This window comes from Arthrobacter sp. 131MFCol6.1 (assembly GCF_000374925.1).
Taxonomy (GTDB): domain Bacteria; phylum Actinomycetota; class Actinomycetes; order Actinomycetales; family Micrococcaceae; genus Arthrobacter.
The window spans coordinates 168,282-180,966 of the sequence record NZ_KB895545.1; the positions used below are offsets into that span (position 1 = coordinate 168,282).

At 68.4% G+C, this 12,685-nt stretch carries 10 protein-coding genes and 2 tRNA genes; 5 read left to right on the plus strand and 7 right to left on the minus strand.

Annotated elements, in window-relative coordinates:
• Positions 1 to 26 precede the first annotated feature (26 nt).
• Positions 27 to 434 (plus strand): hypothetical protein, encoded by a 408-nt coding sequence (locus C566_RS0111835; protein WP_026266625.1) that lies wholly within the window; start codon positions 27 to 29, stop codon positions 432 to 434.
• Between the two features lie 124 nt (positions 435 to 558).
• Here the strand turns inward: C566_RS0111835 and C566_RS0111840 are convergent.
• The 7 genes from C566_RS0111840 to C566_RS0111870 form a co-directional block, all read right to left on the minus strand.
• Positions 559 to 631, minus strand: a tRNA-Asn gene (locus tag C566_RS0111840).
• A gap of 135 nt (positions 632 to 766) precedes the next feature.
• Positions 767 to 839: transfer RNA gene (locus tag C566_RS0111845), tRNA-Asn, on the minus strand.
• Between the two features lie 53 nt (positions 840 to 892).
• Positions 893 to 2,848 (minus strand): DNA primase, encoded by a 1,956-nt coding sequence (gene dnaG / locus C566_RS0111850; protein WP_018774560.1) that lies wholly within the window; start codon positions 2,846 to 2,848, stop codon positions 893 to 895.
• Between the two features lie 52 nt (positions 2,849 to 2,900).
• Complete coding sequence (locus tag C566_RS0111855) at positions 2,901 to 4,190, minus strand: deoxyguanosinetriphosphate triphosphohydrolase (protein WP_018774561.1); 1,290 nt, start codon at positions 4,188 to 4,190, stop codon at positions 2,901 to 2,903.
• Positions 4,183 to 5,361, minus strand: a complete 1,179-nt coding sequence (gene dusB / locus C566_RS0111860; RefSeq protein WP_018774562.1) for a tRNA dihydrouridine synthase DusB — start codon at positions 5,359 to 5,361, stop codon at positions 4,183 to 4,185. The genes C566_RS0111855 and dusB overlap by 8 nt, the downstream gene beginning before the upstream one ends.
• Before the next feature lie 100 nt (positions 5,362 to 5,461).
• The gene (locus C566_RS0111865) at positions 5,462 to 6,940 is read right to left on the minus strand and encodes a YibE/F family protein (RefSeq protein ID WP_026266626.1); all 1,479 of its coding nucleotides are present in this window, start codon (positions 6,938 to 6,940) and stop codon (positions 5,462 to 5,464) included.
• 69 nt (positions 6,941 to 7,009) lie between these two features.
• Positions 7,010 to 8,383, minus strand: a complete 1,374-nt coding sequence (locus C566_RS0111870; RefSeq protein WP_018774564.1) for an FAD-binding oxidoreductase — start codon at positions 8,381 to 8,383, stop codon at positions 7,010 to 7,012.
• A gap of 257 nt (positions 8,384 to 8,640) precedes the next feature.
• Here C566_RS0111870 and C566_RS21405 point away from each other — a divergent pair, with 257 nt between their 5' ends.
• The 4 genes from C566_RS21405 to C566_RS0111890 all read left to right on the plus strand — a co-directional run bounded on the left by C566_RS21405 (position 8,641) and on the right by C566_RS0111890 (position 12,631).
• The gene (locus tag C566_RS21405; protein WP_018774565.1) at positions 8,641 to 9,405 is read left to right on the plus strand and encodes an alpha/beta hydrolase; all 765 of its coding nucleotides are present in this window, start codon (positions 8,641 to 8,643) and stop codon (positions 9,403 to 9,405) included.
• On the plus strand, positions 9,405 to 10,217 hold the full coding sequence (locus C566_RS0111880) for a DUF1295 domain-containing protein (RefSeq protein WP_018774566.1): 813 nt from the start codon (positions 9,405 to 9,407) through the stop codon (positions 10,215 to 10,217). The genes C566_RS21405 and C566_RS0111880 overlap by 1 nt, the downstream gene beginning before the upstream one ends.
• A gap of 46 nt (positions 10,218 to 10,263) precedes the next feature.
• Positions 10,264 to 11,121 (plus strand): lysophospholipid acyltransferase family protein, encoded by an 858-nt coding sequence (locus tag C566_RS0111885; RefSeq protein WP_018774567.1) that lies wholly within the window; start codon positions 10,264 to 10,266, stop codon positions 11,119 to 11,121.
• 70 nt (positions 11,122 to 11,191) lie between these two features.
• A complete protein-coding gene (locus tag C566_RS0111890; RefSeq protein WP_081627324.1) occupies positions 11,192 to 12,631 on the plus strand; it encodes a short-chain fatty acid transporter in 1,440 nt (479 codons plus the stop codon).
• Positions 12,632 to 12,685: the final 54 nt, after the last annotated feature.

Consider the following 12,685-nt stretch of genomic DNA (forward strand, 5'->3'; position numbering starts at 1 on the left):
TCCGCGGCGGGCGATAAAGTTATTTCATGCCCGACAGGCAGGATCACCCGCCCCTTCCGGCCACTTGGCAGCGGTGCGACGCCGGAATCCTGCCCCTGTGGTGGGATCGTTTGTGCAGCCAGACCAGTCCGCAGTCGGCGGCCCTGTTCGCCGCCGGTCTGTTCACCGAAGACCGCCGGCGCCCAATTGCCCAGTGGTACAACCCTGCCTATGACTCCGCCCTCCTCGTGGCACCGGAATCTTCCCCGGAGTGGCCGGTGCAACGGTTCGGCATCTTCTATGCTCCCCCGGGCGGCGGATTCACCCAGGTGCACTCTGCGCCGCATGAATGGCACCCGCGGGAGCCACGGAAGTCCCCCACCGAGCAGGAGGCCTTCCAGGCAGCGGTCGCCGAGGCCCAGCGCTTCCTCCAGGTGGAAATGTACTTCGTCTGATCCCGCCACCTGAACTGCCCCCCTGGGACGTCCGGCTGGAAGCCCAGCCCACTGACGGAGCAACAAGAACGAAGAAATAAAAAAGGCCCCGCGGCTGGCTTTCACCGGCCGCGGGACCTGTCCGCTCCTCCTGCTGGACTTGAACCAGCAACCCTTCGATTAACAGTCGAATGCTCTGCCAATTGAGCTAAGGAGGAATGAAGCAGGTACGACATTAGCAAAGGTTTTGCCGGTAGGGAAATCGGCCGCGGAGCCGGCGCCAGCCAGTCCCGAAATACCCCCTCCGGGTATAAAAAAGTCCCCGTTCCGGAACCCGGAACGGGGACTGCGCGCTCCTCCTGCTGGACTTGAACCAGCAACCCTTCGATTAACAGTCGAATGCTCTGCCAATTGAGCTAAGGAGGAATGAAGCGGGTATAAGCCTAGCAAACACCAGCCCGGGAAACGAAATCGGCGGCTCAGGCGTCCGAGCGCAGGGACCGCCGCTGCATCTCAAGTTGCATGAGTTCGCGATTCAGCCGCTGGAATTCCTCGGGGTCAGCCGAGGCGTCCAGGCGCTGCAGCTGGCCCATCTTCTCGGCCTTGACCCGGGTGATCTGGAGTTCGAACAAGCGGGCGAGGATGTCCTTGCAGTAGCGCAGGACGCCTTCGGAAGTATTGGCCGGCAGGGGCACCACGGAGAGCTCGGACACAAGCGGGCGCAGCGGTTCAGGGACCTCCTGCAGCAACTGCTCGACCCAGCGCACCGGGTCGCCGGAAAACCCGAGTCCGGTGGCCCGGATGGCCTCGTGGATGGCGAGATAGGCGGGTGTGGAGAACCGCGCTTCCGAGAAGCGCTGCCATGTCTCGCCCTCGAGCATGCCGGGTTCCTGCAGCGCGACCTCGAGCGCCTGACGCTCCATCGCTGCCACGGGGTCCCGGGGATCAGGGCGATTGAAGGACGGGAGTACGGCCGACGGCGGCAAGGGGGCAACGCCGGGCGCGGTCCCGGCGTAGCCGCGGCCGGACCCGGCATAGCCCTGCCCGCCGCCCTGCCCATGGCTCTGGGCCTGGCCGCCGCCCGGCGGAGCCGATGCGGCCTGCGCGGCGCGCTTGGTCGCCGCACCGACGGCCCTGCTGACCTCCTCGACCGGCATCCCCAGCCAGCCGGCGAGCTCCCGGGCATAGGCCGGCCGGATTCCGGCGTCGCGGATCTGCGCCACCACGGGCGCGGATTCACGCAGGGCCGCGATCCGGCCCTCGACGGTGTCCAGATTGTGCCGCTTCAGGGTGGCCCGGATGGCAAACTCAAACAGCGGTCGGCGGCTCCCGATCAAGTCCCGGACGGCGGAGTCGCCCTTGGACTGGCGCAGTTCGCAGGGGTCCGCGCCATTGGGTTCGACCGCCACGAAGGTTTGCGCGACAAACCGCTGGTCCTCTTCGAAGGCGCGCAGGGCCGCCTTCTGCCCGGCGGCGTCGCCGTCGAACGTGAAGATGACCTCTCCCCCGCTGCCGTCATCGGAGAGCAGCCGGCGGGCGATCTTGATGTGCTCGGTGCCGAAGGCGGTCCCGCACGTGGCTACGGCCGTCGGAATTCCGGCCAGGTGGCAGGCCATGACGTCGGTGTAGCCTTCGACCACCACGAGCTGGCGGTCCTTGGCGATGTTTCGCTTGGCGAGGTCGATTCCGTAGAGGACCTGGGACTTCTTATAGAGCGCGGTTTCGGGGGTGTTCAGGTACTTCGGACCTTGGTCGTCCTCATAGAGCTTGCGTGCGCCGAAGCCGATGGTGTCGCCGGCGATGTCCCGGATGGGCCAGATCAGCCGGCCGCGGAAACGGTCGTAGATGCCCCGGCCGCCTTCAGAGAACATGCCGGTCAGCTTGAGCTCGGCGTCCGTGTAGCCGCGGCCGCGAAGGTGTTTGAGGAGCGAGTCCCAGCCCTGCGGTGCGTAGCCCACACCAAACTGTTCGGCCGCCGCACGGTCGAAGCCGCGCCCGTAGAGGAAGTTGCGGCCCTCCGCGGCGCCGGGGGTGAGCAGTTGGGCGCGGAAGAACTCGTCGGCCACCTTGTGCGCGTCCAGGAGACGCTGGCGCCGGCCGATGTCCTCCCGGTTGGGCCCGGAGCCGCCGTCCTCGTAGTGGAGCTCGAAGCCGATCCGGTGGGCCAACTTCTCGACGGCCTCGTGGAAGGAGATGTGGTCCAGCTTTTGGACGAAGGAGATGACGTCGCCGTCCTCGCCGCAGCCAAAGCAGTGGTACCGGCCAACCTGGGGGCGAACCGTGAAGGAGGGTGAGCGTTCGTCGTGGAAGGGGCACAGACCCTTGTAGGACCCCAGCCCGGCACCCTTGAGCGTCACGTAGCCATCGACGACTTCCTTGATGTCGGTGCGCTGGCGCACTTCATCGATGTCTTCGCGTTTGATCAGGCCGGCCACAGTGCCATCCTAGTCCCCGGGTACGACGCCGACGGGCCGGCCATGGTGGCCCTCACCACAGCGACGGCAGGCTGCCCACGAGACGCTCGTACATGGCCAGCGCCGAGCCGTCCGTCAGCGACGCGACCTGATCGATGACGACGCGCAGCCGCGCGGCGTCGTCGCCCGCGTCGAGCCAGTCGGCGGCGAACATCGGCTCCAGGTGGCGGTCCCCCGTGGCGCTGAGCGCAGTGACGAGGGCATGCAGGACCTCGCGCTGGCGCTCATAGATGGGCTGCCGGTGTTCGGTGGTCATCACGAAGGTGGTGGCCAGGCCCTTCATCACCGCGATTTCCATGACGGTCTCATCCGGGACGATCAGCTCCGCGTTGTAACGGGTCAGGTTTTCCGGGCCGTAGACCGTGCGGGTGGCCTCCAGCGCGCTCTGGCAGAAGCGGCCGATGAGCTGGCTGGTCATGTCCTTGAGCGCCGCCATGGCCTTACGGCTGCCGTCGGCCTCGCGCACCCAGACGTCCGTGGCCTCCAGCCGGGCCAGAGCGGCGTCGATCGCGGCGGGATCGTTGTGCGGCAGATACCACTGCTTGGCGTAGCCGACGACGCGGGCGCGGTGGTCCGGGTTGTCCATCCAGCGCAGCTGGAAATGCCCTGCCACGATCGCGTCCTCGACGTCGTGCACCGAGTAGGAGATATCGTCCGCCAGGTCCATGACCTGCGCTTCGAGGCAGGACCGGCGTTCCGGGGCGCCGTCGCGGATCCAGTCGAAAATGGGGAGGTCGTCCTCGTAGGCGCCGAACTTGCTGGTCCGCTCCCCGTGGATGACCGGGGCGTTCACAGCGGACCACGGGTATTTGGCAGCGGCATCGAGGCTGGCCCGGGTCAGGTTCAGGCCGGCCGGCCGGCCGTCGGCGGCCAGGACCTTTGGCTCCAGCCGGCTCAGCAGCCGCAGCGTCTGGGCGTTGCCTTCGAAGCCCCCGATCCCGTGCGCCACCTCGTTGAGGGCCGCTTCGCCATTGTGGCCGAAAGGCGGGTGGCCCAGGTCATGGCTGAGGCATGCGGTGTCCACGACGTCGGGGTCACAGCCCAGCGCACGGCCCAGTTCGCGGCCCACCTGGGCAACTTCGAGGCTGTGGGTGAGCCGGGTCCGGACGAAGTCGTCAGTATCCGGGGCCACCACCTGGGTCTTCGCGCCGAGCCGGCGCAGCGCCGAGGAGTGCAGGACCCGTGCACGGTCACGCTCGAAATCCGACCGGTAGGTGCTCTTGGGCGGCTCCTCGACCCAGCGGGCCCAGTCGCGGGAGGTGTAGCCGTCCAGGACGGGGGCGGTGGTCCGGGTCTCAGCCACCGGAGACGTCCAGTTCGGCGAAGGAGATGTCGCGGGTCTGCGCGTCGTCCAGCGTCCGGTTCAGCAGCCAGTCCTTCGGCAGTGCCGGTTTTTTGGGCGAGCCGGCGCGGCCGCGCGGACCCTCGGCGTCGCCTCCGGGATACGGCGAGTCGAGGTCCAGCTGGTCCAGGGTCCCGCGCAGCACCTCCAGGCTGGTGACGAGCGCAAGCTTGGTCCGCAGTTCGCTGCCGACCACGTAGCCCTTGAAGTACCAGGCAATGTGCTTGCGGATTTCGCGCAGGGCCTTGCCCTCGTCCCCGAACGTCTCGACCATGAGCTCGGCGTGCCGGTACACGCTCTCGGCCACCTGGCGCAGGTCCGGCCGGTGCCGCTGGTCGCTGCCTTCGAACGCGGCCATGAGGTCGCCGAACAGCCAGGGCCTGCCCTGGCAGCCGCGGCCGACGACGACGCCGTCCACACCCGTTTCGCGGACCATCCGGACCGCGTCCTCCGCGGACCAGATATCTCCGTTGCCGAGAACGGGAATGTCCGGCAGCGCCTCACGCAGCCGGGCGATGGCGGACCAGTCGGCCTGGCCGGAATAGAACTGGGCGGCCGTGCGGCCGTGAAGGGCGACGGCGGCGACGCCGGAATCGCGGGCGATCCGGCCGGCATCGAGGTAGGTCAGGTGGTCCTCGTCGATGCCCTTGCGCATCTTGATGGTCAGCGGGACGTTGCCCTTGGAGGCTTCCTTCACCGCCGTCTGGACGATCGAGGTGAAGAGGTCGATCTTCCACGGCAGGGCCGATCCGCCGCCGCGCCGGGTGACCTTGGGCACGGGGCAGCCGAAGTTGAGGTCGATGTGGTCCGCCCGGTCCTCCTCGACCAGCATCCGGACGGCCTGTCCGACAGTGACGGGATCCACGCCGTACAGCTGGACGGAGCGGACTTTTTCGTCGTCGTCGTGCGAAATGATGCGCAGCGACTCCGGCGTGCGCTCGACGAGGGCGCGGGAGGTGACCATCTCCGCCACATACAGGCCGCCGCCGTATTCACGGCACAGCCTGCGGAAGGCGGAGTTGGTGATGCCCGCCATGGGAGCCAGGATCACGGGGGTGTCCACCGTGATCGGGCCCAGCTTCAGGGGCGGGAGTTCCAGCTTGGGGGCGGGAGGGGTTGCTACAACAGTCACCCGTCCATTGTCTCAAAGGCGGGCAAATCGGCCCGGTCCCGCTCCGGCTATGTGGAAATCTCCCCTCTACGGCAGCGTTCGGGTGCCGGCAGATCCCCCGTCAGCCCCGCAGGGCGGCCCGCCGCCCGCGGCGCGTGGCAGCACCGGCGCCGTCGGACCCGCCCGATTCGGACCCGGCCCGATCCGGCCCGCCCGTGTCTGGCCCGATCCGTTCCGGCCGGCCCCGTTCCGGTTGCGTCCGACCCGGCACGGTCCCTTCCGGCTGAGTCCTTTCCGATGCGACCCTTGCCACCACACCGCCCCTGATGCCGGTGGCCTTGACCACCAGCACAGCGATGAGGGTGGTGACCGGCACGGCCAGGACGAGTCCCACGGAGCCGACGAGGGTGCGGATGACTTCCTCGGAGAGCTCGGCGCTGGTCAGGGCGTCCCCGAGCGGCCGCTCGTAGAGCATGACCAGGATCAGCACCGGCAGGGCCGCGCCGGCGTAAGCAAAGGCGATGGTGTAGACGGTGGAGGCGATGTGGTCCCGGCCGATCCGCATGGCGGACGTGAAGAGCTGCCGGGCGCTGGTTTCGGGGGCGAGTTCCCACAGTTCCCAGACGGCCGAGGACTGCGTGATGGTGACGTCGTTGAGCACGCCCAGCCCGGAAATGATCAGTCCGCACAGGATGATGCCGGAGATCGAGATGTTGTCCGAGATGTTGGTCAGTGTGGCAGCGTCGTGGCTGCCCACACCGGCGAGGTTGGCGGCGTCGGTGGCCCAGGCCGCCAGCAGCGCTGTGATGGCGAGGCCGAACATCGTCCCGAGCAGCGCCGTCGACGTGCGGGCGGAGAAGCCGTGGGCGAAGTAGAGCACCCCGATCATAATCACCGTGGATCCCACGAGCGCCAGCAGCAGCGGCGGCTTGCCCTCGACCAGCCCGGGCAGCATGAATGAGACAAGCACGACGTAGGCACCGACAAGTCCGATCAGCGCCCGCAGGCCGCGCCAGCGCGCCACGGCGATCACGACGACGGCGTAGAGCACGGCCAGGAAGATGATGGGCAGGGTCCGGACAAAGTCGACGAAGACGTAGGCCGGCGCGCCCTGGCCCGCGGCGCCCTGCACCTTCGAGAGGTTCAGGTAGCGGATGTTGTCCCCGGGCTTCACGCCGTGGGACTTCGCGACGTCAGGGTTGATGACCACCTTCACCGGGTTGCCGCCCTTGTCCGGCTCGGTGTAGGCGAACGTGCATTGCGAGCCCGCGTTCGGGGGCTGCGGCGCGGTGCCGGAACCGGGGGTGTCCTGCTGGGCCGCGGCGTCGCCGCCGGCCTGGACATCCGAACAGCTGCCGACGACGACCCGCTGGATCTTGCCGGTATCAAACGTCACTCCCGGGGCCGTCGCGTAGGGGCTGGCCAGCGTGATGCCTTCCTTGCTCCCCGACGGCCACATGAAGGCCATGGCCGCCAGGGTCAGCAGCGTCAGCGGGATCAGGATGGCAGCCAGGATCCAGTTGGCCTTCTTCCGCGCCGCCAGCATTTGAGGCGTGGGCTCCGGATGTTGGTTATGGGAGTGCGAGTGTCCGACGCCCATCAGCAGTTCAACCTCATGCCGAAAACTCTACGGCGTGGGCGGGGCCGCCCCGGACCGATGGCGCCGCGCTTACGCCGGCGCGATGTTCTGGTTGACGTGGAAGAGGTTCTGCGGATCGTACTTGGCCTTGACCTCCCTCAGCCGCTTGTAGTTCTCCCCGTAGTTCTCCGCAATCCTGGGCAGATCATCCCCGTCCATGAAGTTGATGTAGCCGCCGGGAGCCGAATAGGGCCGCAGGGCGGCCGCGTAGTCCCGTACCCACGCGATGTTTGCCTCGTTTTCCGCGGGGTCCAGCCACTGCGCCGCGATCACGGGCGAGAACTTCACGTTCCGGTTGGCGAACGCCGTGTCCGTGGCGCCCACCCGCTGGACCGCACCATCGATGGGGTAGAGGTGTACTGCGGTCTGCACGCTGGGGACCTTGCTGCCGTGTTCGATGTGCGCGGCGATGGCGCCGTCGTTGAGCTCGGCCAGAAAATCCGCTTTCCAGTAGGCCTGCATGCCGGGGGGCTGCAGCGGGTCGAAAGCCGTGTTCAAGGCGGGGTACGGCATCGGCCCCACCATGGATCCCGCCGCCGGCGCGGCGTCCAGGAACGGCTGCCAGCGTGCCGGACCTTCCGCCGGATCGCCGGTCCACATGCCGACGACGACGCACACCGGTTTGCCGTGCCACTCCTCGGGCAGGAACGGAACTGGCGGACCTTGGTGGAAGCCCAGGAACGCGCCAAACTCTTCGGGGGCGCTGGCCATGTGGTCCCGGTAGAACCTTGCCACCGTCTCAGCATGCTCGATGGGGTAAATGATGATGCCGGCGTGGACCATGTCCACGGGGTGCATCCTGTACTCGAACGACGTCACGACGCCGAAGTTCCCGCCGCCGCCGCGCAGCGCCCAGAACAGGTCCTCGTTCTCGCTTTCGCTGGCGGTAAGGAACTTGCCCTCGGCCGTGACGACGTCGGCGGAGAGGAGGTTGTCGCAGCTGAGGCCGTACTTGCGGCTCAGGTACCCGATGCCGCCGCCGAGGGTCAGCCCGGCGATCCCGGTCGAGCCGACAATGCCGCCAGGAGTGGCCAGCCCGAAGGCATGGGTCGCGTGGTTGAAGTCGGCCCACGTCGCACCCGGCTCCGCGCGCGCCGTCGCGGCTGCGGGATCGACCCGGACGCCGGTCATGTTGGAGAAGTCGATGACCAGGGCGTCATCCCAGGTGCCAAAGCCCGGGGCGCTGTGTCCTCCACCGCGGACCGCCAAGTCCAGGGAGTTGTCCCGGGCGAAGTTGACGCAGGAGATGACATCGGCCACCTGGGATACCTGGGCCACCGCTGCCGGCCTTTTATCGATCATGCCGTTGAAGACCGCACGTGCCGCGTCGTAGCCGGCGTCGCCGGGCGTGATGATCTGTCCGCGGACTTGCCCGCGCAGGCTATCGAACTGTGTTCCGTTCATTTTCTATACCGTCGATTTCGTCGTGAGATTCGACCGGACGGTCCTCTGCGCTCCCAGCCGGCGTGGCGTCCGGAGGTTTACCTGCACATGCCTACTCTTACCGGATTCCCACGTCAAGGGGTCACGGCAAGCCGCACCCATCACCGGGGGCGCCGGCTCCGAATGCACACTAGGGGACCACCTGTCTTGACGGGAGAGGGCCGCAACCTATGGTTGGTAATTGACGGACGAAGGACCGGAAGGACACACACGTGGCTATGCGCAAACTCGACGACCGCGAGCCGGAGGCGGGCCGTTCCGGGCCTGCCGCCAAAGCCGTGCTGACCATCGCCGAAGCCGCCGGGGAGACCCGCGGAGTCGCGTTGATCCTGCACGGCGGGCGGGCCGACAGTTATGACGCCGTCCGCGGCCGGCACCTGAGCCCGGCCCGGATGGTGCCTTTCGCCCGGGCGCTTCACAGGCAGGGCGGCCCGCATGGGCTGGCCGTGTGGACCCTGCGCAACCGGTACCGTGGCTGGAACGGGGAGGACATGTCCCCCGTTCACGATGCCCGCTGGGCGCTCGCCCGGATCAACCAGGAACATCCCGGCGTGCCGGTGTACCTGCTGGGCCACTCCATGGGCGGTCTCACGGCGCTGTGCGTGGCCGACACCCCGCAGGTCGAGGCCGTCGTCGCGCTCGCCCCGTGGCTCAATCACAAAACCTCGGTCCAGCCTGTCGCAGGCCGCCGGGTCCTGATCGTCCACGGGACCGAGGACCGCTGGACCAGCCCGGCGAAATCCCTGGACTATGCCCGGCGCGCCGAGGGCGTCGCCGCGTCCGTTGACTACGTCTCGCTCAAGGCTGCCGGCCATTTCATGGTCCGCCGGCTGGCGCTGTGGAACGTGCTGGCGAACGGCTACGTCCTGGATGCCTTCGGCGAGGCAACGGGCGCCGAGATCTCCGGCGCCAGGGACGCATTGCGCGGCGCCCTCGGCAGCGCCCCGCCGGCAGCCGGAACACGTATGCCGGTGGTGTTGTGATGCCGCCGTTCCCGCTCGACGCTTTCCTTGCCAGCCTGCCATGGGTCATCGCGGGACTCGTGGTGCTGCTGGCGGTGACCTTCGCGGTCGCCGTGCGGCAGAACCGGCACTCGGTCATCGACACCGTCTGGGGCCTTGGCTTCGTGGTGGTGGCCGGCATCTCCTGGGGGCTTTCCGCCGGATACGGCGACGCCGGCAGGCGGCTGCTGCTGCTCGCCCTGGTCGCGGTGTGGGGCATCCGCCTCGCCGTCCACATCGGGGCACGCGCGCGCGGCGGCCACGAGGACCCGCGCTATGTGGACATGCTTTCCGCGGCGCCCGGATCACGCAACGTCTATGCCCTGCGGCGGGTTTACCTGCCGCAGGGGCTGGTGATGTTCTTCGTCTCGCTCACCATCCAGATCGGCATGTTCGCCACGGGAGGCTTGGGCTGGGTGGCCTTTGCCGGCGTCCTGCTCTGGATCCTAGGCTTCGTGTTCGAGACGGTCGGCGACTGGCAGCTGACGCAGTTCAAGGCCGATCCCGCCAGGCGCGGCACCGTCCTCAACACCGGCCTGTGGCGCTACACCCGCCACCCCAACTATTTCGGCGACGCCGCCGTCTGGGCAGGGCTCTTCCTCGTGGCCGCCGATTCCTGGCCGGGGGTCCTGACCATCCTCTCCCCCGCCCTGATGATCTGGACTCTTGCCGGCAAGACCGGGAAGCCGCTGACGGAAAAGGCAATGTCCGCCCGTCCCGGTTACAAGGAATACATCGAATCCACCTCCGGCTTCCTGCCCTGGCCGCCCCGGCGGCGGGTGGGCGGACACTGACATGCGGGGCCCGGGAGGTGCCCGGTATGGGCTGGGCTGGCGGCCCGTGAAGTGGCGGCCGGAGCCCAGCGACCGGTTCTACCGTTTCATCGTCCGCACCGGGCTGGCGCTGCGCTGGCTGTTCCGGATCCGTGTCCTCGTCACGGGCCGGGAGCATCTGCCGCCACCCGGGCCGCCCGGCGCATCACCCCGCGGCGCATCCACCCGAGCCCCGTCCCGTCCGGTGGTGCCCGGCCGGGGCGCCGTCGTCGCGATCACGCACTTCGGCTACCTCGACTTTGCCTTTGCCGAGATGCTGCTGTGGTGGCACAGCCGGGCCCAGCTGCGTTTCCTCGTCACGCAGGGCGCCGCCGACCACTGGTTTGCCGGCCCCGCGGTCAGCGCCGCCGGACATGTGGTTGTCGGGTACGGGTCGGGAGCACACGCCTACGACGCCGCCGTCGCCCGGCTGAGGGAGGGCGAATACGTCGCCGTCCTGCCCGAGGCCGGCGTGAGCCGCAGCTTCACGGTGCGCGAATGCAAGACCGGTGCGGTGCGGATGGCCGCCGAGGCCGGCGTGCCGATCATCCCGGTCTCCATCTGGGGCGCCCACCGGCTGATGACCCGCCACCATGCCTTCTCGCCGCGGCGCGCCTGGCGCGCCCCGGTCCGCATCCACGTCGGCGAGCCGATCCTTCCCGGCTCGCTCCCGGACCCGGCCGACGACGCCCGGACGGCGACGGCGCGCCTGGCCAAGACGCTGCAGGACGGGATCGACGCCGGCATCGCCGACTTCCCCCTGCAACCGGCCCCCGGGGCCTGGTGGATGCCGGCAGGTCTCGGCGGAGGCGCCCCGACGGAGGAGGAACGACGCCGCCTCGACGAGGCCGACGGCCCCCGGCGCGCGGGTGCCCGGCGCCGATAAGCCCTACTTCCGCTATCGTCTTGACTAAACTCCATGGGGTACAAAAAGCACTCAATGGAGAGGGACACCTGTGGCAAGCACAGTCGTGACCAAGAGCGGAACCGAAGAACGCGGTCTCGCCCGGATAGCCCAACGAATGGCGGCGTGGACGGAGCGGTGGTTCCCGGACGCCTACATCTTCGCCCTCGCCGGCGTAGTCATCATCGCGGTGGCCGCCTTGGCCATCGGCGCCACGCCCCAGGCGATCGCTGACTCGTTCGGCAACGGCTTCTGGGACCTGACGGCCTTTACCCTGCAGATGGCCATGGTGGTCCTCACCGGCTACGTCGTAGCCACCTCCCCGCCCGTCGCGAGGCTGATCAACAGGCTGGCCCTGGTGCCGTCAACCGCGCGGACCGCGGTGAGCTTCGTGGCCGTGCTGGCCATGTCCGTGTCCTTCCTCAACTGGGGGCTCAGCCTGATCTTTGGCGGGCTGCTGGCCCGCGCGATCGCCCGCCGCAAGGACCTGACGGTGGATTACCGTGCCCTGGGCGCGGCGGCCTTCATGGGCCTCGGCGCCGTCTGGGCCCTGGGGCTGTCCTCCTCTGCCGCGCAGCTGCAGGCCACGGCCGCGTCGCTGCCGCCGGCGCTGCTGAAAATCACGGGCATCCTGGACTTCGGCACCACGATCTTCACCTGGCAGTCGCTGCTGACGCTGGCCATCCTGATGGCCCTCACCACCGTGATTGCGCACTTCTCCGCACCCCAGGGCGGCTCGATCCGCACCGCAGAGGACCTGGGCGTGGACCTGGACGATGAGCCGGCAGAGTCCGCGCCGCGTTCCCGGCCGGGCGAATGGCTCGAATACAGCCGGGTCCTGCCGATCCTGGCCGGCGTCCTCACGCTCGGCTGGCTCGTCTCGCAGTTCCTCACCAAGCCGTTCCTCAGCGTGGTCAGCAGCCTCAACGGCTACCTGCTGGTGTTCCTCATCCTGGGCCTGGTTCTGCACGGGACGCCGCGGAACTTCCTGCAGGCCGTCACGAAGGCCGTCCCGGCCACCGCGGGCATCCTCGTGCAGTTCCCGCTTTACGCGGCGATGGCGGCCATCCTGACCAAGGCCACGGGAACCGGCGGCATGAGCCTCTCCACGCACCTCGCGGCGTTCTTCTCGGACATCGGCAGCGGCGGCGGCTTCGCCGTCGTCATTGCCCTGTACACGGCCGTACTCGGAATCCTGGTCCCCTCCGGCGGCGGAAAATGGCTGGTGGAGGCGCCCTACGTGATGCAGTCGGCCACCGACGTGCAGATGAACCTCGGCTGGACCGTGCAGATCTACAACATCGCCGAGGCGTTGCCGAACCTGGTCAACCCGTTCTTCATGCTGCCGCTGCTCGCGGTGCTGCGGCTGCGCGCCCGGGACCTGGTGGGCTTCACCTTCCTGCAGTTCGTCTTCCACCTGCCAGTGGTCCTGCTGCTTGTCTGGCTGCTGGGCATGACCTTCGACTTCGTGCCGCCGGTGATGCCCAAATAACTGCGCCCCCAACAACTGTGTCTTAACGCAGACTGACCCGCAGTCTGTGGCCGT